This window comes from Pantoea anthophila (genome assembly GCF_026104315.1).
GTDB lineage: Bacteria > Pseudomonadota > Gammaproteobacteria > Enterobacterales > Enterobacteriaceae > Pantoea > Pantoea anthophila.
In genome coordinates this window covers 3,026,306-3,044,853 of record NZ_CP110473.1, presented here as the reverse complement: position 1 = coordinate 3,044,853, position 18,548 = coordinate 3,026,306, and the positions used below count along the sequence as shown (strand labels likewise).

Sequence of the window (18,548 nt, the reverse complement as noted above, 5' to 3'; positions counted from 1 at the left end):
CCAGCGAAGGTTAGCGCATAGTAGCAATGCGCCTGATCGCTGTCGAGTCAGCCCTTGAGACAATATTGCATGCTTATTTTTGCCGCAGACTAAACACCGGAGCAGGCGGGCCGATAACTGAGGAAACTATCTGGTCAGCCCCCCGTATTACAGGGCTGACCCGTGACTAAAACCTGGTTGTGTAGTGAGCACTTTCAATGAATTTTAACCCCCCGGCACCGCCCTCACCGCCATTCAGACAGGCTGCTGAAGACCGCACTGTGCGCTTTACGCGCCGCAGTCTGCGTACGCTTTCGCTGCTGCTGTTTGGCGTGCTGCTGCTCTCAATGGTGATGGTGCTGACCATTGCCCAGCGGCAGAACAGCACATCGGCTGAGCACGATCTGCTGCTGGTGCAGCAGGCATGGAAGAGTCGTCAGGAGGCGATGGCCACTGATATCCGGGATTATGCCTTCTGGGGCGAAGCGTGGCGTAATCTTCACGTCAGCGTGAACAAAGCCTGGGCGTATGACGAAGAGAACTTTGGTCCGGGTCTTTATGAAGAGTATCACTATGAAGGCGTGTTCGTGGTGGATGGCAAAGGTCACACCACCTACACGGTGATTGATGGTCAGCTGACGGACACGCCGCTGGAGGCGTGGCTGGGTCAGCAGACGCCCGGCCTGATTGCGGCCGCGCGTCAGCTGAACAACAGGGCCATGACGCAGGATGCAGAGATCAATCATCTGCCCGCCATCGTGGTGGCCGCCCCTATCAGCAGCGGAAGAGTGGATAACACGCCGTCAAAGGCGGGGCCGCCATCCGTGATGGTGTTTGTGAATCTGTTTACCCCCGCCAAGCTTCAGGCGCTGGGCGCCTCGCTGGATGTGCGTGAGCTGCGTCTGCCCGACAGTGAAGAGGATGCGCTACGCGAGCCGCGCATGGTGCAGCCGTTGCCGCACGGCGAACCGATTGTCCTGCGCTGGACACCAAAGATGCCGGGAATGGGCCTGATCCTGTTTCTGCTGCCCCTGCTGACGCTGATGGCGATCATCATTGGTCTGATCACCCGCCGCGTCAGCCGCCATGCGCTTTCGAATGCGATCCTTTCAGACCGGCGCTTCGCCATGCTGGCGATCAGCCAGCAGGAGCTGGCCAGCAGCGAAGCGCGGTTTCGCGATCTCGCTGAGGCGGCGTCAGACTGGATCTGGGAGACGGATGAGAAGGGCCGCCTGATCTACCTGTCCGCGCGCTTTGAAAATGTCACCGGCCACGACATGTCACACTGGCTGGGGCGACACATCGATCAGCTGCTGACCCATCCCAGCCATTCGCTGGTCGCCTGGCTGCTGCGCCAGGAGGAGGAAGGGCAGCAGATGCCGTTGCGCTGCCAGTTTATGTCGGCGCAGGGCAACCGCCGTATCGGTCAGCTGGTGGCGAAAACAATCTGGCATGACACGCGGCGTATCGGATTCCGTGGCACGGTTTCAGACATCACGCAGAGTATGGAAGCGGAGGCGCGTATTCAGTTCCTGTCGCGTCATGACGTCTTAACCGGCCTGTCGAACCGCGTACAGCTGCAGGAGTTTCTGACACAGCATCTTGAGCAGCCGGAAGGGATCGTGCCGCTGACGCTGATTACGCTCGACCTCGATCAGTTCAGGCCGATCAACGAAACCTGGGGCCATGCGACGGGCGATGAGGTGCTGAGCCAGATCGCGCAGCGTCTGAAGCGCGCCACGGGGCCTCAGGAGCTGGTGGCACGACTGGGCGGGGATGAGTTTGTGCTGGTCCTGCGTGAAACGAACCGCGAGCGGGTCGATCAGCGCTGTGCTCAGCTGGTGCATGAGGTTCAGCAGCCGATCAGCACCGGCCAGCATGTCCACTATCTGACGGTCAGCATGGGCATTGCCTGCGTCCCGCAGGATGCCAGTCATCCGGAAACGCTGCTGCGTATGGCCGACATCGCGCTCACCGAAGCGCGTGAAGCGGGGCGCAATCAGTGGGTCTGGTATGCCAGCGAGATGGCCAGCCAGCGCGAGGATAAGCGTGAAATGGCACGCCGCATTGAGAAAGCGCTGAGGAACAATGAATTTCGCCTGCACTATCAGCCCCGCTATCAGCTGCTGAGCGGCCAGCTGGCGGGAGCCGAGGCGTTGCTTCGCTGGCAGGTTGCGCCGGATCAGTGGATGACACCCGATCACTTTATTCCGCTGGCGGAAGAGAGCGGACTGATTGCCACCATCAGTGACTGGGTGCTGATGCGCGCCTGTGAAGATGCACTGGGGTGGGGAGGCGACCGCTACGTCTCGGTGAATATCTCGCCGATGGAGTTTCGCACCAGCGACCTGGTGCAGCGGGTGGCGGATGCACTGGCCCGAAGCGGCCTGCCGGCAACGCGCCTGGAGCTGGAGATCACAGAGAATGTCACCTTTGAACATCCGCAGCGTGCGCTGGAGATGATGCAGGGCTTACGGGCGCTGGGGGTCAGGTTAACCGTGGATGATTTCGGCACCGGTTATGCCGCGCTGGGTTACCTGAAAACCTACCCCTTTAACGGCCTCAAGATCGATCGCTCATGGATGAAAGATTTTCCGGAGTCGGAGCAGGCACAGTCAGTGGTAGCGGGCATTATTGCGCTGGCACGCGCGTTTGCGCTGACCATTACGGCAGAGGGGATTGAGACAGAAGCGCAGCTGAACCAGTTAAAACAGCTCTCGTGCGAAGAGGGGCAAGGCTACTTCCTCGGTCGTCCGATGCCGCTGGCTGCGTTCAGTACGCTTCTGGAAAGAACGGCGCAGAATCAGGCTGGGTCCGCTTAACGGACTTTGACCGCCACGGCGGTCATCAGCATGGCGCAGACAACAAAAATAATCAGTTCCATTATGGACTCCCAGAGCTAAGAATAATCTTAGTAAATTGTAGCCACCGGGCGTTTCTTTTTTAAGCAGTGCGTGCGATTAATCCTAAATTGTGATCGCCACCGCTTACAGTTTTCGGCGGCTGTAACAACTTTACTTTTTTAGAGTTCAGCCTGGCCGGCACGCTTTGCTACTCTTGGGGACAGGGTTTTACACGTCCAACAGGAGATCAAACGTGAAATTTTATGGAAAAGGGCTGCTGGTAGCGGGTCTGTTTGCCTTAACCGCCTGTCAATCCGCCTCCCACTCTGACACGGCCAGCGTGAAGCCGGATCCTGAGAATGATCGCTGTGGTGCCTCACAGTTTCAGCACTATGTCGGCAAACCGTTAACCGCGCTGCAGGGACAGCATTTCGATCAGCTGGTGCGTCCTATCCCTTATAACTCTGCCGTCACCATGGACTTTAACCTCAACCGGCTTAACTTCCTGGCGGATAAAAACGGCAACATCAGCTCTGTTTATTGCGGCTGACGGCCTGGGTGTCACAGCCTTGTCATAACGGCGGGCGAGAATGGCGCTGCATTTCGATGCGCTTCTCGTCACGCAATTGACAATGCTCGTCTTGTTTATTCCCGCCCCGGCGGGAATTTTTTTAGCGCCTGCGGGCGGTAACAGGAGCGAACATGAAACGGATGAAAGGCGCGCTACTCTCTGTAGCCTTACTCAGCAGTGCAGCGGCGCAGGCCTCCAGTGCCGAAGCCTGGCAACAGAGCCGTCAGGTGATGACCCAGGCCTGCATTAACGCCAGTCACCTGAGCAAAGTCAGGGTGCTGGGCGAGCCGATTGAGTATGACGACAGCACAGGATACAGCGCTCTGTTGCTGGAGGGGCGCTATCCTCAGCGTCAGATGAACAATAAGCGTGGACGGGAACTCTGCCTGTTTCAGCGCAGCAGCGGGCGGGCCAGCATCAGCGAAGCGGATAAGCTGCGCTGGGTGAAATAAGCCAGCGCTTCAGGCCCGGGGCGGCGCGTCGATTAACTGAGCCAGCAGGGTACGATAACGTTGCAGCTGCGTTTCGTCCCCTTCGACTTCCAGTTTCTCAATCACCCGCGCAATTATCGCTTTATTGGTGGCGGGCTGACCCGCTTCCATCATCTCGCGCATAATCACCGCCAGCAGATCGGACTCGGGCGGTGTCCGCCAGTTCGGGCCATTGAAATAGTCGGTGATAGCGCGGCTGGCGCTGTTCGGTTGCACTCTCATTTCCCACCTCCGCTAAACCCCAGACCTCTCCCTTACACCCGGGTGCAGGGGCGTTTATCGACTCAATACGCGGGTTCGCCTCAGCATAGCCGGACGGTCTGCACCGTTGTTTGCGGAGGGCGTCACACCGATCGGAACGATCGCCATACCGCCGTGGCTGGCGGTTTTTTAAACATAGAAGCGAAGCAAACGGTTGTCAGTAACACAATGACATATTTTTCCATCCTGCTGAGGGGGGGATGAAGATCGGCAGGCGACAGATCCGCGACCTGTCCGGCGGCGTAAATTGCGCAGAATCAAGACGCTTGCCGTTTTTGCCATGTTCTGGCGGTCAAGCACTGCGGGCTTGCGTTAAACTCAGCCCTCTTTCTCTTCACATCCTCTGCCCATGCCACGCATCATTGAACCCTGGAAGATAAACCTGATCTCGGTCTGGTTTGGCTGTTTTTTTACCGGACTGGCGATCAGCCAGATTATTCCGTTCCTGCCACTCTACCTTGAGCAGCTGGGCGTCACCGGCGGCACCTCACTCAGCCTCTGGTCGGGACTGACGTTCAGCATCACCTTTGTGATCTCAGCGGCCGTTGCGCCACTGTGGGGCAGCCTCGCCGATCGCAAAGGGCGGAAACTGATGCTGCTGCGCGCCGCTGCTGGCATGGGGATCGTGATCCTGCTACAGGCTTTCGTCACCGAAGCCTGGCAGTTGCTGCTGCTGCGCGCCCTGATGGGGCTGACCTCCGGCTATATCCCCAACGCCATGGCGCTGGTGGCCGCTCAGGTGCCGCGTGAACGCAGCGGCTGGGCGCTGAGCTGTGTCTCCACCGGCCAGATTGGCGGGGTGATTCTGGGACCGATGCTGGGCGGGCTGCTGGCTGATGGGATGGGGCTGCGCATGGTCTTTATGGTCACCGCGGCTCTGCTGCTGGTCAGTTTTCTGGTCACACTCTTCCTGATCAAAGAGACCGGCTATACCCCGGTGAGTAAAAAGGAGAAGCTCAGCGGACGCGAGGTGTTCCGCTCGCTGGATAACCCCAGACTGGTGCTCTGCCTGTTCTTTACCACCCTGGTGATTCAGATGTGTAACGGGTCGGTTAACCCCATCCTGACGCTGTTTGTGCGGGAGCTGGCGCCCCATGCGGAGAACATCGCGTTTCTCAGCGGGGTGATCGCCGCGCTGCCCGGCGTGTCTGCTCTGCTGGCCGCACCCCGGCTGGGGCGACTCGGCGATCGCATTGGTACACAGCGTATTCTGCTGGCGACGATGGCGATCTCGCTGCTGCTGTTTATCGCCATGTCCTTTGTGACCAGCGCAACGCAGCTGGGCGTGCTGCGCTTTCTGCTGGGTTTCGCCGATGGTGCGATGATGCCTGCGGTGCAGACCCTGCTGGTGCGCCATTCACGCGACAACATTACGGGGCGGATCTTTGGCTACAACCAGTCGTTTATGTATCTCGGCAACGTTGCCGGTCCGCTGCTGGGCGGGGCGGTGTCGGCGATGGCAGGTTTCCGCTGGGTTTTTTTTGCCACCGCCGTGGTGGTGCTGATTAATGTGCTGTTTCTGAAGCGCGTTTAACGTCGTCCGAAGACCGTGCTGCCCGCGTCGGCTGGCAAATCGTCAGTTCCGTCTGCCAGCGCTGCTGAGTCAGCAGAAACTCAGGACTGACGCTGGGACTCCAGGAGTCATCGCCGCCCACGCCCATGTGGTACGCATCCAGATGCAGCCAGCAGCCCGCTTCCGGGCGCAGGAGGTGGCGGTGTGACGTCTCCCGCAGCTGCTCCAGACTGAAGCGACTTAGCGAGAAAGCGAAATTCCCGCTGACCTGCCAGCTGCCGGTATCAAGCTCACGGGTGCCGCCGCGCAGGCCGTTCTCACCCGGGAAAACATAGGGCGTAAAGAGCCGATCCAGCGGTAACTGCCAGCGGGAAAACTGTGCGGCCAGCTGGCGGTCAGGGTAGTTTTCGTGCGGGCCGAGGCCGAGCCAGTTCACCTGCTGCGGGATCGTCGCCAGCGCGCAGCGTAGCCCGATACGCGCGGGCGGTGGCAAACCGCGGGACTGCTCAACGGAAAGCTGCAGCGTCAGCTCCCCCTGTGCATTGATCAGAAAACGTATCCGGCTGATAAAGGCGAGCTGACCCCCGGCGTGCCAGCTGTGCAGCGTCTCAATCTGCACCGCCCGGGTCAGCGTTTCGGCCGCAATCGCTATCCGCTGGCTTTGCATCTGGTCATAGCCTGCCGCTTTCCAGCGCTCCGACCAGGCGTTGGGATCGATCCGTTCCGCTTCGCTGGTGCCGATGTCATTATCGAGCGGCGCGCGGATAAAGCACGCCTGAAGCGGCGTCAGCAGCGTCGGCTCGTCATCCACCCACCACTGTTCCAGTTCGCCGCTGTGACGGGAAAATTGCCAGCGCTGCTGCCGGTGGGTGACGACAATCTCACGGCCGTTATCGTGCAGCTGCGGTGCCTCACCGGTTTCCGGCAGGGAAGGCAGTGCCAGCGCGGAGGGGAGCGCCCACTGATCCCAGGCGACACGCCAGCCAGCTTCGCTCCAGCGGGTCGGCTGCACCTGATGCACGGCAACATTCAGCCAGCATTCGCCCTGCAACGGAGGCGGGGAGGGCAGGGTGATCCGCTGCTGGCCCTGCGCGGGGATATCAAGCGGGATATCACCCTGCGCCACGACCTGGCCGGCCTGCTCGATGCGCCAGCGCAACACTTCGTTATCACTGTGGCGGAACAGATAGTCGCTGCTGACCGTAAAGCTCAGCGGATCGTCGGGATCGACCGTGAACTGCCAGAACTGCTGGGCGCGCTGCGCCTCATAGAGCGCCGGATGAGGTGTACGGTCGGCAAACACCAGCCCGTTCATACAGAACTGACGATCGTTGGGTGTATCGCCAAAGTCGCCGCCATAGGCCTGCCAGGGCTCTCCCTGATCGTCATAGCGGGTCAGGCTCTGATCCACCCAGTCCCAGACGAAGCCGCCCTGCAGGCGCGGAAACTGACGGAAAGCCTGCCAGTATTTCGCAAAGCCGCCAAAGCTGTTGCCCATCGCATGAGCATATTCACAGAGGATCAGCGGGCGCGTTTCGCCCGGCAGTCCAATCCACTTTTTCAGTGACCATTTCGGCACCGCCGGGAAGGGCTGATCCTGATCCACCCTGGCGTACATCGGGCAGATGATATCGGTCGCGGCGGTATCCGCACCGCCGCCTTCATACTGAACCGGACGGGTCGGATCGCTGCTTTTCACCCAGCGGTAAAGCGCGTCGTGCGTTGCGCCATGGCCGGACTCGTTGCCCAGCGACCAGATAATAATGCAGCAGTGGTTACGGTCACGCTGCACCATGCGCGTGACCCGCTCGCTGTAGGCGGCAAACCAGCGCGGATCGTCAGAGAGCCGGTTCATGGGCTGCATGCCGTGGGTCTCAATGTTGGCCTCATCCACCACATAAAGCCCGTACCGATCGCACAGCCGGTACCAGAGCGGATGATTGGGGTAGTGCGAGCAGCGCACCGCATTAAAATTGTGCTGCTTCATCAGCATGATGTCGCGGCGCATCATCGCCTCATCCACTACCTGACCCCGTTCAGGGTGGTGCTCGTGACGGTTAGTGCCGCGGATCAGCAGCGGTTTGCCGTTCAGGCACAGCAGACCATTGTCGATGGTGACCTGGCGGAAACCGACATCCCAGGCTTCCACCTCGATTAACTGCTGCTGCTCATCCAGCAGGGCCAGCGTGGCGCGGTAGAGGTGAGGCGTCTCCGCGCTCCACAGGTCAGGCCGCTCCACCGGCAGGCTGAGCAGGGCGCGTTCGGGATAGTGGCCGCGTTCATCGATGATGGCGCTGCCCAGCGGCTGCTGACACTGTGCAATCTGCTGCTCGCCCTGCCACAGCGTCAGACGCAGCTGATAGCGTGAGGTAACGGCGGAAGGCAGCGCGACACGCACCTGCGCGCGCAGATCCGCACGGCAAAATTCCGGGCTGAGTCGGGTTTCCAGCTGAACGTCAGCCAGATGAACCCGGGGTTTATGCAACAGGGTGACGTCGCGGAAAATACCGCTCATGCGCCACATGTCCTGATCTTCCAGATAGCTGCCATCGCTCCAGCGCAGCACCATCACGGCCAGCCGGTTTTTACCGGGACGCAGCACCTCGCTCAGATCAAATTCAGCGGGCAGCCGACTGTCCTGGGAGTAGCCAATCCAGTGACCGTTGCACCAGAGGTGAAAAGCGGAGTTAACGCCGTCAAAAATAATGCGCGTCTGTCCCGTCTCCAGCCAGGCGGCTTCAATGCTGAATGTGAGCGAGTAACATCCGGTCGGGTTTGCTGCCGGTACCCGCGGCGGATCGACCGGGATCGGATACTGCACGTTGGTATAAATGGGCGCGTCATAGCCGTGCATCTGCCAGTTGGCCGGCACCGGAAGCGTACCGGCATCCGGCAGATCCTGCAGTAACCAGCTGGCGGGAATCGCTTCAGGCTGCGCAAAGTAACTGAATCCCCACTCACCGTTGAGACTGCGCAGTGAGGCGGACGGGGCGTCATCACGCGCAGCGGCTTCATCGCGCCAGCTGGCAAAGGGCGGGTGGGCATCCAGCCGATGCAGCGAGGTCACTACCGGGTTTTCCCAGTCGCGCCGGGAGAGGATGTCGCTGAGAGCAGCCTGAGAGAGAGTCATGTCGGTATCCTGTAAATGTAATGCGCTCACAATGCGCAAAAAATGCCAGGCTGTAAAGCGTTCGTCCTCCCGTTTTGCACAAATAGTTTCGTCTGCAAATCGGTCGGGATGTTGAGAAGAGAGCAGATTACTGACTGTAAAATGTTAAGTCTGGTCAGCAAAGATGAATAGCGGCAGGATGCAGAGAAATCTCACTTGTCAGCCCCGCTGATGGCTTCATACACTCAGCCCGATTTTTACACCCTGAGGTTGATATGAAACGAATCGTTAAGCTGGCGGCTGTTGTGGCATTAGGTTTTATCCTGAGCGGATGTCTTTTCCCGCCTCCTGGCGGCGGCGGTGGAGGGGGCTGGGGCGGGCCGGGTGGCGGGCCAGGCCACGGATTTGTTGATCCGCGCTAAACGTGCAGTACAGTCCCACTCTGGAATGGGATCTTTCCATCACGCTGACCGGAAACATTTTCCGCTTTGCTTATTCGCTGCCAGAATAAGAAAGAACACATCCACATGGGAGATAACACGATGAAAGTCGGTTTTTTGGCAATGATGATGGCAGGCCTGCTGGTCAGCGGGCTGGCAAATGCGGCGGAGAAGACCCCGCAGCAGGAGAAAATGACGATCTGTAACCAGCATGCCAAATCACAGGATCTCAAGGGAGATGCGCGCAAATCCTTTATGAGTGAATGCCTGAAAAAAGAGAGCAAGCTGTCACAGATGTCTCCGCAGCAGATGAAAATGAAAAGCTGCAATGGCGAAGCTGGCGATAAAAAGCTGGCGGGTGATGCACGTAAAACCTTTATGAGCCAGTGCCTGAAAAAAAGCTGATGTTTCTCCCGGCCACGCAGGTGGCCGTTTCCCTTCCGGCCTGCGTTTAAATTCCCTGCTGTAACAGCCCGTTACGCTTCTGACAAACATTCCGCGTCAGGCTTTTAATTTCCTTTGCCACACTTACTGTTTGTGGGGATTTGCGCTGCGCAGGATCTGACGGCGCGGCGCCCAACCGGAACAGTCAAAGGAGCCACGTTGTGAACTATCAATTTACCGTCGATCTGAAAGACCTGCCGCAGCGTCAGCCGGTTAAAAAAACGCTGGGTGAGGTGGAAGTGTTACTGATCCGCGAGGGGGAGAGCGTTCGTGCTTACCAGGCGAAATGCCCGCATGCTGGCGCGCCGCTGGAGCAGGGCGCGATCTGTGGCGACCGGCTGGTCTGCCCGTGGCACAAAGCCGCATTTAATCTGGCCGACGGCAAAATGTGTGAACCGCTGGCGCTGGCCGATCTCAAACAGTATCCGCTGCGGATTGAAGAGGGGCGTGTGCTGGTCAATCCTGAGGCGATGTCGCCCGCCGCGCCCATTGGCAGCGGTGCAGACGCACCGGCTTTCGTGGTGCTGGGTGGCGGCGCGGCGGGAAGTGCTGCGCTGTGGCGGTTACGGCATGAGGGCTATAAAGGGCGTCTGGTGCTGGTGGAGCGGGAAGCGGACGCACCCTACGACCGCACTGCACTGACCAAATTTGTGCCATCAGGCAAGATGGATATCAGCGAGGTACCGCAGCTGCTGAAAGCGGATGTGATGGATCACGTCGAGCGCATTCAGGCCAGTGTGAGCCGCCTTGACGCTCAGCAGCAACGGCTGATCTTTGAAGATGGTGAAAGCCTCGCCTTCGACAAACTCCTGATCGCCAGCGGCGCGGCACCTGTTCGTCCCGATATACCCGGCAGCGATCTGGAGGGGGTGCATCTGCTGCGCAGCAAAGCCCAGACCGACCAGCTGCTTCAGGCGGTAGATGCCAGCCATAAAATTGTGATTATCGGCAACAGCTTTATCGGCACCGAACTGGCGTCGGCGCTGCGTAACCGTGATATTGACGTGACGGTGATTGCCCGCCAGACGCTGCCCTTTGCGAAACAGTTTGGCGATCAGATTGGCCGCTATTTCTATCAGCTGCATCAGAAAAATGGCGTGAAATGGGAGCAGGGCGAAATTGAATCCCTGCAGGGCGATCAGCAGGTGAGCAGTGTGCAGCTTAAAGGGGGGCGGCAGTTGCCCGCCACCGTCGTCCTGTTTGCCACCGGCGTGAAACCGGCCACCGACTTTATCCACGATCTGCCGCTGGCAGAGGATGGCAGCCTGCAGGCTGATGCAGAGCTGAAGGTCGCTGAGAACATCTGGGTCGCGGGTGACATCGCGACGTATCCGTCGGCGCAGGGGCCACTGCGCATCGAGCACTATCGTGTTGCGCATCAGCAGGGACAGACCGTCGCCAGAAATATGCTGGACCAGCACGTCGCCTTTGAACGTGTGCCCTTTTTCTGGACGACCCAGTATGGCACCCGTTATGAGTATCTGGGCCACGCCAGAGAGTGGGATAATTTCCAGCTGCTCGGCTCGCTGGAGGAGAAAAAGTTTATCGCGTGTTATGGACAGCAGGGTGAACTGGCGGCGATCTGCTCGTGCGGGATGTATACGCTGACCGCTGAGCTGGTGGAACGGATGCAGCAACCCATGACCTTTGCCGACGCCGTGGCGTACTGCAAGGCAGCGATGGAGTAGGCCGAACGCAGGGCGGGCCGACGGGCCGCCCTGCTCATCGTGGCTTGCTAGCTGCGGCTCAGTTTCTCTGACTTCGCCATGCACTGCTGCATCGCTTCAATCACCGCCGAACGCATCCCTTTCTCTTCCAGCACCTTCACCGCTTCAATGGTGGTGCCGCCGGGAGAGCAGACCATATCTTTGAGCTCCGCCGGATGTTTGCCGGTGGTCAGCACCATCTGCGCCGCCCCTTTCACCGTCTGCGCGGCAAACTGATAGGCCTGCGCGCGCGGCATGCCGCCAGCGACAGCCGCATCCGCCATTGCTTCGATAAACATGAAGACGTAGGCCGGGGCGGACCCGCTGACGCCCACGACCGAGTGAATCAGATACTCATCCACCACCGCCGCCTTGCCGAAGCTCTCAAAAATCGCGACCACTTCGTCGGTTTCTGCGGACTCCACCAGCGCATTAGGCGTGACCGAGGTCATGCCTTCACTCACCAGCGAGGGGGTATTAGGCATCGCCCGGACAATTTTGCGGTCATAACCCAGCACCGAAGAGAGTGAATCAAGCGTCACACCCGCCGCGATCGACACCACCAGCACCTCTTTCTTCAGGCTGCCAGCCAGCTCTTTTAACACTTTCAGGATGACATTGGGTTTGACCGCGCCAAACAGAATGTCCACCTCGCGCGCCAGCGCGTCAGCACTCTCTGCGGCGTTGATGCCATACTGCTCTGCCAGCGCCTGGTTGGTGTCTGCTTTGCGGTCATAAACGAAAATATCAGACGGGGCGATTTTGCCACTGTTGACCAGTCCGCCGATAATGGCTTTCGCCATATTTCCCCCGCCGATAAACCCGATTTTCTTAGCCAGCATCGCCATCTCCTTAGGACATTATGCGTTTTCTTCCGGCTAGCTTACTTCAGTCAGCCCGAATAACAAGTCAGCCGCGTGCAGCCTGAAAAGCGTGCCGCAAATTAAATTTGCCATTTAAAGGGAACCCGGCAAGATCGCAGACTTCTCTGACTGTAAGGAGTGATGATGTCTATCTGGGTCGATGCCGATGCCTGTCCGAATGTGATCAAAGAGGTGCTGTACCGCGCGGCCGATCGCACCGCCACCACGGTCACCTTTGTGGCAAACCAGTTTCTGCGTGTGCCGCCTTCGCCCTATCTGCGCACCCTGCAGGTGCCTGCCGGGTTTGATGTCGCGGACAATGAAATTGTTAAACGTGTTGAGCCAGGGGATCTGGTGATTACCGCCGATATTCCGCTGGCGGCCGAGGTGATTGAGAAGGGGGCGGCGGCGCTGAATCCGCGTGGCGAGCGTTACTCACCGGCGACGATACGGGAACGGCTGACGATGCGCGACTTTATGGATACCCTGCGGTCAAGCGGTGTGCAGACCGGCGGCCCCGCGGCAATGAGTCCGCGTGACCGCCAGCAGTTTGCAAATGAACTGGATAGCTGGCTCAGACAGCAGAAACGCTGACGTTAAACGAAGCTGTCGTCGTCGTAGTCGTCGCCGCCAAAATCGTTGAGGTCGCCGTTGTCGGCAAAATTGTTATCCCAGCCGCTGTTCTGATCCAGGAAGGCGTTGTCATTACCCTCGTTGAAGGTGTTGAGGTTGTCATCGCCGCCGTTAAAGGTGTTGAGATTATCGTTCACCTCCGGCAGCGGTGGCTCATTGATGATGTTCACAATCTCTTCCGGCTGTGAGTGGTGGAACATGCTGGTCAGCATATCGGCCATCACCACACCACCGGCGACACCCACCGCCGTCTGCAGTGCGCCGCCGAGGAAGCCGGTGCCGCGTGACGCAGGGGCTGGCGCATATTGCGGCTGAGCCGGTTGCTGAGGCGCACTGTTCCAGGGTGACGGTTGCTGCTGTTGCTGAGCAGGCTGCTGCTGACGTGAACCGCCGCCAAACAGTCCTGACAGGAATCCGCCACTGCTCTGCGCGGGCTGCTGTTGCTGCTGCTGTGCCAGCTGACTTTCCAGCGCCGATACCCGCTCATTGAGTTTTTTCAGCGCCGCTTCCTGAATCAGGATCGCCTGCGCCATGTAGTAAGGTGCGCCAGGCTGCGCCTGCAGGTGCTGGTTAATCAGTTGTTCGGCAGCGGCATCACGTGCCGCGGTCTGGCTTTCGGCCTGTTTCAGGCGGGTGAACAGCCCTTCGATCAGTTGTTGTTCTTCGCGTTGCATGATGACTCTCCTGTGGCGATGGTGATCAGTATATGTGGGCGGCTGAGAGAAAAGTAAATCTGTGGCGGTAAGCAAATATTGCCAGACCCGTTTTGCCCCGCTTTTTCGCCATTTCTGCCGGGCAGCGGAGACCCTGATGCGCAAATCGTGCATGCATTTCCCCTTGAAAAGATAAGACTTATCGCCATTCAGGGCAGTAAAGTGCGTAAAACCTGCCTGACAGGTGGAGGCCATAATAATTTCCAGTTATGATGCGTCGCATTAATCAGCTAACCATGCAGCCGCATCGCGCGGTCAGGCGGAGGAACGGCCCTGATGTCACTACCCATCTTTTTGATTGGCGCTCGCGGTTGCGGCAAAACCACAGTCGGCGTGGCGTTGTCGCAGGCGCTGGGCTACGCCTTCACCGACACCGATCACCATCTGCAACTCAGCACGCAGCGCAGCGTGGCCGAGATTGTGGCGGCAGAAGGGTGGGAGGGGTTCCGCGCCCGTGAAACCGAATCACTGCAGGCCGTGACGGCGCCGCGCACCGTGATAGCCACCGGCGGTGGCATGATTCTGGCCGAGGAGAACTGCCGCTTTATGCGGGAGCAGGGACAGGTGATCTGGCTTAGCGCCTCTCCGGAGGTGCTGGCAGAGCGGCTGCAAAGCGAACCAGAGGCGGCCCAGCGTCCGACCTTAACCGGCCGTCCGATTGCCGATGAGATGAGCGATGTCCTGCGCGAACGCGCGCATCTCTATCAGGCCGCCGCCCATCATCAGGTGAATGCCATGCAGTCCCCCGAGCGTGTGGTCGAGGAGATCCTGCTCTCCCTCTCCCTGGCGCGCGCCAGCTAACCCTCAGATTTTTCCCGCTTTGATCCCGCTTCAGTGGGTGTTGTCTATACTTACCTCATGACAGGCAGCGGCCTGTCCTGTGGAATGTTATTGAGAGAAGAGGGACACAGTATGCCGACCAGACCACCGTATCCACGTGAAGCGAAAGTTGTGCCTGTAGAAAAGGGTCCTGAGGGTAAAAAAGTCACGTCCTATGAGTTACGTGCTGACCACCCTAAACCAAATTCCTTAATCAGCGAGCACGAAACGGAAGAAGAAGCGCATGATGCCAAAGCGCGCTACGAAGACGTCGAAAAAGAGTAATTCGTTGCTGCTGGCAGGGACGCCAGCCTGTTCCATCCTGTCATAGCCGGCAACATCCTTTTCTGTCGCCCCTGCGCGATAAAGTTTCCCCTTTCCCCGACCGCATCCGGTCAATTAACACGCAAAATTTACGCAGATTTACTGCGACTGGCTTTTTGTCCGGGCGTCTGTTCTGCGCACTCCCGGCGTCGCCCTATAAAGCCCCGCTAATCAATTTTATCGCCGTATTTTCTCTGCTGCCGATCCTGCCGGTGTCAAAATTGTCGCTTGACCGATTCAGCGTCACGTTTTATTTTCGTCGGAACTGCAGAGGAACTTTGTTCCATATAATGGAACCCGTGACATGACCACACTCGAAAATGCCGCCGCCGTACTCCGGTTATTTCAGCACAAGGGCGTGACGCAGGGGCATGTCGGTCTCTCCTTTAGTGAGGTGGTTGAGGCGCTGGGCCTGCCCAAAAGCACAGTATCGCGTCTGCTCGCCACGATGGAAAGTCAGGGGATGCTGGAGCGCGATGCCGACACGCGCGGTTATCATATTGGCCGCGTATTGTTAGCCGCCGCCGGGCACTATCTGTCCGCACCGCTGGTGGACAGCGTCTCAGCCGCGATGGTCAGGCTGGCCGCAAAAACGGGCTGCATGGGCTACGTGTCAAAGCTGGATGGCCGGGAAATATTAGTGATGCGCATGTTTCATGGCCGTCACTTTACCCAGATGGTCACCCCACCCGGCAGCCGGATGCCGGCTGACGCCACCTCAACCGGCAGGGTACTGCTGGCGCAGTTAAGCGATGACGAGGTGCTGGCGCGTTTTCGTGACCACTGGCAGGCTGGCCCGGCAAACTCGCCGCAAAGCCCGAAGGCGCTTCTTGCCAGCCTGGCGGAAATCCGGCAGCAGGGCTGGTCACTGGCCCGGAATGAGTCTCTGCCTGGCATCAGTTCACTGTCAGTCATCGTACACAACAAACATCATGGCGAAACGGTCGCGCTCTGCCTGTCGTTTCTGTCGCAGGAGTCGGAACCGGGATACCCGCCCGCGCTCCTTGACGCATTACGCGCAACGGCCACAGAGATGGCCGAAAAGTTTGGCGCGTAACGTCACCACGATTTTATCGGCGTAATACTTTCGCCACACCAGGGAAAACCAGGGCCTTCGGGCCTTTTTCTTTCAATCTGATCGCCATGCTTTACGCAGCAGCCTGGCTGCCTGTGTGCGTCCCTCTCGCGTGTTTGTGCACTATTCCGGGTGACGTTCCTGGCAGGAGGGCAGCGCCTGCGCGCATCAGAACCGTAAAAAAGACAAGCGGCGTCAACCCGTCAGCAGGCGGGCAGACATTCTTCTATTTCTTCTGGACAAGGACTGGCGGGGACATATGGAACGGGTAAATCCGATCAGGCATGCTGGCGTGGCACTGGTTTTAATTTTGCTTTCTATCGCGGGTGCCATTATTGGTATCCAGCTGATCACCACCCTTGGCGTAACGCCTAACACGTCGATTATTGGTGCGCTGTTTGCCATGCTGCTGGCGCGTATTCCGCTGCAGGCTTTCCGCCGCTATCGTTCGATTGAAATCCAGAATCTGGCGCAGACCGCTATCTCCTCAGCCACCTTCGGGGCAGCCAACAGCCTGCTGATGCCGATTGCGGTGCCCTGGGCGCTGGGAGAGCCGCAGCTGGTCCTGCCACTCTTCTGTGGCGTCAGTGCCGCAATGCTGCTTGATGCCTGGCTGCTCTATCGTCTGTTTGATACCCGCGTCTTTCCGGCCAGCAATGCCTGGCCTCCAGGCGTGGCGGCGGCTGAAGCGATCAAAGCAGGGGATAAAGGGGGACGTCAGGCCTGGCTGCTGGTGGCGGGTATTGTCGGTGGCGTTGTCGGCGCGATGCTGAAGATCCCGATGTCCGCCTTTGGCACCGCGTTTATCGGCAATATCTGGGCGCTGTCGATGCTCGGCATCGGTTTTCTGCTGCGGGCCTACGCGCAGCCGGTGGCCGGTATTGATATCAATGCACTCTACATTCCACATGGCGTGATGGTCGGTGCCGGCCTGGTAGCGCTGATTCAGGTCATGATGGTGATCCGCAGTCGCAAAAATGATGCGCAGGGGGTGAGCCGCAACGGCAATGAGGTGCAGCGGGCGCTGGGCTTCGGCAGCGTGGGCTACATCGTGATTTCGGCGCTGCTGGCGCTGGCGGGCGGCCTGTGGAGTGAGATGGGCATCGCGATGCTGCTGCTGTTTGTCCTCTACGCCGCCTTTGCTGCCTTTGCCCATGAACTGATTGTCGGGATTGCCGCGATGCACTCCGGCTGGTTCCCGGCCTTTGCCGTGGCGCTGATTACGCTGATTATCGGCATTCTGCTCGGCTTTCCGCCGCTGGCACTCTGTCTGCTGTGCGGCTTTACCGCCGCCACCGGGCCGGCGTTCGCCGATATGGGCTATGACCTGAAGGCGGGCTTTATCCTGCGCGGCAACGGTGCCGACCTGCAACAGGAGCTGTGGGGACGGCGCATTCAGCTGATCGCCGCCATGATCGCCTTTGTGGTGTCGATTCCGCTGGTCTGGTACGCCCACACCCTGTTCTTTACCGATAACCTGCTGCCGCCGGTGGCGCGGGTCTATGCCAAAACTATTCAGGCGGGCGCGGAGCCGGGTATTGCCGGAAACCTGCTGCTGTGGGCAATTCCTGGCGCGATGATTCAGCTGATCGGCGGACCGAAACGGCAGCTGGGCGTGCTGCTGGCCACCGGTCTGTTAATCAACAACGCGATGGCGGGCTGGGCTGTGATGGTCGGGATTGCCCTGCGCATCGTCATTATTCGCGTCTGGGGCGAGCGGGGCCGGTCGCCTATGGAAGTCATGGCGGCAGGGTTTATTGCCGGTGATGCCCTCTACAGCTTCTTCCATTCGCTGTTTGCCAGCAGCAGCAAGAAATAAAAGGATTAACGATGAGTTTGCAGCAGACCCTGACGGTTTTTGAATTACTGGACAGCGCCCATATCGACGGGCAGCAGGTGGTGGATCTGTTTGCGCCCTGGCCGGAGATCACGGCCCGTTTCAACCGGGTGACCGGTCCCAAAGGCCGGACCGACTTTGTGCGCATCGATATCCCGGGCGTGCAGGGCAAAGCCGCGGGAGGCCGTGCGCCAACGCTGGGAATTATTGGCCGGCTTGGCGGCATCGGTGCCCGCCCTGGCCGGATCGGGATGGTGTCCGATGCCGATGGTGCCGTCGCGGCGATCGCCTGTGCGCTGAAGCTGGCGCAGATGCAGGGTAAAGGCGACAGGCTGACGGGGGATGTGATCATCACCACCCATATCTGTCCCGATGCGCCCACGCGGCCGCATCTGCCGGTCGATTTTATGGATTCACCGATTGATGATGTCACGATGAATGACAATGAGGTGGTGGCGGGGGTGGATGCGATTCTGTCGATCGACACCACCAAAGGCAACCGCATCATCAACCACAAAGGTTTTGCTCTGTCGCCAACGGTAAAAGAGGGCTACATCCTGCGGGTGTCGGAGGATCTGCTGCGCATCATGGAGATGACCAGCGGTCGTCCGGCGGTGACCTTCCCGATCACGACTCAGGATATTACGCCGTACGGTAACGGGATTTATCATCTCAACAGTATTCTGCAGCCTTCCACCGCCACCGATGTCCCGGTAGTAGGCGTGGCGATCACGGCAGAGTCGGTGGTGCCGGGCTGCGGAACCGGGGCCAGTCATGAAGTGGACATTGCGGCCGCCGCGAAGTTTGCCATTGAGGTCGCCAAGGAGTTTGGTCGTGAAACCTGTCACTTCTACGACGCCGACGAATATGCGCGACTGATCGCGCTCTATGGCAGCCTGGCGCATCTGCGTCACCGGAACCACTAAG

At 59.2% G+C, this 18,548-nt stretch carries 17 protein-coding genes; 13 read left to right on the top strand and 4 right to left on the bottom strand.

The features are described from left to right. Positions 1 to 197 precede the first annotated feature (197 nt). From OJ965_RS16785 to OJ965_RS16775, 3 genes are all read left to right on the top strand, one after another. The gene (locus OJ965_RS16785) at positions 198 to 2,801 is read left to right on the top strand and encodes a bifunctional diguanylate cyclase/phosphodiesterase (RefSeq protein WP_009091833.1); all 2,604 of its coding nucleotides are present in this window, start codon (positions 198 to 200) and stop codon (positions 2,799 to 2,801) included. Positions 2,802 to 3,075: 274 nt separating this feature from the next. Continuing rightward, on the top strand, positions 3,076 to 3,372 hold the full coding sequence (locus tag OJ965_RS16780) for an I78 family peptidase inhibitor (RefSeq protein WP_009091832.1): 297 nt from the start codon (positions 3,076 to 3,078) through the stop codon (positions 3,370 to 3,372). 152 nt (positions 3,373 to 3,524) lie between these two features. Beyond that, entirely contained in the window at positions 3,525 to 3,845 is a 321-nt protein-coding gene (locus tag OJ965_RS16775) for a hypothetical protein (protein ID WP_046101327.1), read from the top strand. Between the two features lie 9 nt (positions 3,846 to 3,854). On the opposite strand, the gene OJ965_RS16770 is transcribed toward OJ965_RS16775, so the two are convergent. After that, positions 3,855 to 4,106, bottom strand: a complete 252-nt coding sequence (locus tag OJ965_RS16770; protein WP_009091829.1) for a biofilm development regulator YmgB/AriR family protein — start codon at positions 4,104 to 4,106, stop codon at positions 3,855 to 3,857. A gap of 400 nt (positions 4,107 to 4,506) precedes the next feature. Here OJ965_RS16770 and OJ965_RS16765 point away from each other — a divergent pair, with 400 nt between their 5' ends. Then, the gene (locus OJ965_RS16765; RefSeq protein ID WP_265139285.1) at positions 4,507 to 5,679 is read left to right on the top strand and encodes a multidrug efflux MFS transporter; all 1,173 of its coding nucleotides are present in this window, start codon (positions 4,507 to 4,509) and stop codon (positions 5,677 to 5,679) included. On the opposite strand, the gene OJ965_RS16760 is transcribed toward OJ965_RS16765, so the two are convergent. After that, on the bottom strand, positions 5,651 to 8,788 hold the full coding sequence (locus tag OJ965_RS16760) for a beta-galactosidase (RefSeq protein WP_265137169.1): 3,138 nt from the start codon (positions 8,786 to 8,788) through the stop codon (positions 5,651 to 5,653). The two genes, OJ965_RS16765 and OJ965_RS16760, sit on opposite strands and share 29 nt — an antisense overlap. Positions 8,789 to 9,042: 254 nt before the next feature. Between OJ965_RS16760 and OJ965_RS16755 the strand changes: the two genes are divergently transcribed. The 3 genes from OJ965_RS16755 to OJ965_RS16745 all read left to right on the top strand — a co-directional run bounded on the left by OJ965_RS16755 (position 9,043) and on the right by OJ965_RS16745 (position 11,339). Next, positions 9,043 to 9,189 carry a hypothetical protein gene (locus OJ965_RS16755; RefSeq protein ID WP_162836530.1) on the top strand — a complete coding sequence of 49 codons (147 nt, stop codon included), beginning with the start codon at positions 9,043 to 9,045 and terminating at the stop codon, positions 9,187 to 9,189. Positions 9,190 to 9,309: 120 nt separating this feature from the next. Beyond that, complete coding sequence (locus tag OJ965_RS16750; protein ID WP_033736600.1) at positions 9,310 to 9,612, top strand: PsiF family protein; 303 nt, start codon at positions 9,310 to 9,312, stop codon at positions 9,610 to 9,612. Between the two features lie 200 nt (positions 9,613 to 9,812). After that, the gene (locus OJ965_RS16745; RefSeq protein WP_265137168.1) at positions 9,813 to 11,339 is read left to right on the top strand and encodes an FAD-dependent oxidoreductase; all 1,527 of its coding nucleotides are present in this window, start codon (positions 9,813 to 9,815) and stop codon (positions 11,337 to 11,339) included. 47 nt (positions 11,340 to 11,386) lie between these two features. On the opposite strand, the gene proC is transcribed toward OJ965_RS16745, so the two are convergent. Beyond that, complete coding sequence (gene proC, locus OJ965_RS16740) at positions 11,387 to 12,199, bottom strand: pyrroline-5-carboxylate reductase (RefSeq protein WP_265137167.1); 813 nt, start codon at positions 12,197 to 12,199, stop codon at positions 11,387 to 11,389. 165 nt (positions 12,200 to 12,364) lie between these two features. On the opposite strand from proC, the gene OJ965_RS16735 reads away from it, so the two are divergent. After that, entirely contained in the window at positions 12,365 to 12,814 is a 450-nt protein-coding gene (locus OJ965_RS16735) for a YaiI/YqxD family protein (RefSeq protein ID WP_009091816.1), read from the top strand. Between the two features lie 2 nt (positions 12,815 to 12,816). Here OJ965_RS16735 and OJ965_RS16730 read toward each other — a convergent pair whose 3' ends face one another. Next, entirely contained in the window at positions 12,817 to 13,527 is a 711-nt protein-coding gene (locus OJ965_RS16730) for a DUF2076 domain-containing protein (RefSeq protein WP_009091814.1), read from the bottom strand. Between the two features lie 315 nt (positions 13,528 to 13,842). On the opposite strand from OJ965_RS16730, the gene aroL reads away from it, so the two are divergent. The 5 genes from aroL to OJ965_RS16705 all read left to right on the top strand — a co-directional run bounded on the left by aroL (position 13,843) and on the right by OJ965_RS16705 (position 18,547). Next, a complete protein-coding gene (aroL, locus tag OJ965_RS16725; RefSeq protein ID WP_009091811.1) occupies positions 13,843 to 14,367 on the top strand; it encodes a shikimate kinase AroL in 525 nt (174 codons plus the stop codon). A 111-nt stretch (positions 14,368 to 14,478) separates the two neighbouring features. Continuing rightward, complete coding sequence (locus tag OJ965_RS16720; protein WP_009091809.1) at positions 14,479 to 14,670, top strand: YaiA family protein; 192 nt, start codon at positions 14,479 to 14,481, stop codon at positions 14,668 to 14,670. A 343-nt stretch (positions 14,671 to 15,013) separates the two neighbouring features. Next, entirely contained in the window at positions 15,014 to 15,766 is a 753-nt protein-coding gene (locus OJ965_RS16715; protein WP_265137166.1) for an IclR family transcriptional regulator, read from the top strand. A gap of 277 nt (positions 15,767 to 16,043) precedes the next feature. Beyond that, a complete protein-coding gene (locus OJ965_RS16710) occupies positions 16,044 to 17,603 on the top strand; it encodes an OPT/YSL family transporter (RefSeq protein WP_058956379.1) in 1,560 nt (519 codons plus the stop codon). An 11-nt stretch (positions 17,604 to 17,614) separates the two neighbouring features. Beyond that, positions 17,615 to 18,547 carry a DUF1177 domain-containing protein gene (locus tag OJ965_RS16705; protein ID WP_009091804.1) on the top strand — a complete coding sequence of 311 codons (933 nt, stop codon included), beginning with the start codon at positions 17,615 to 17,617 and terminating at the stop codon, positions 18,545 to 18,547. Position 18,548 lies beyond the last annotated feature (1 nt).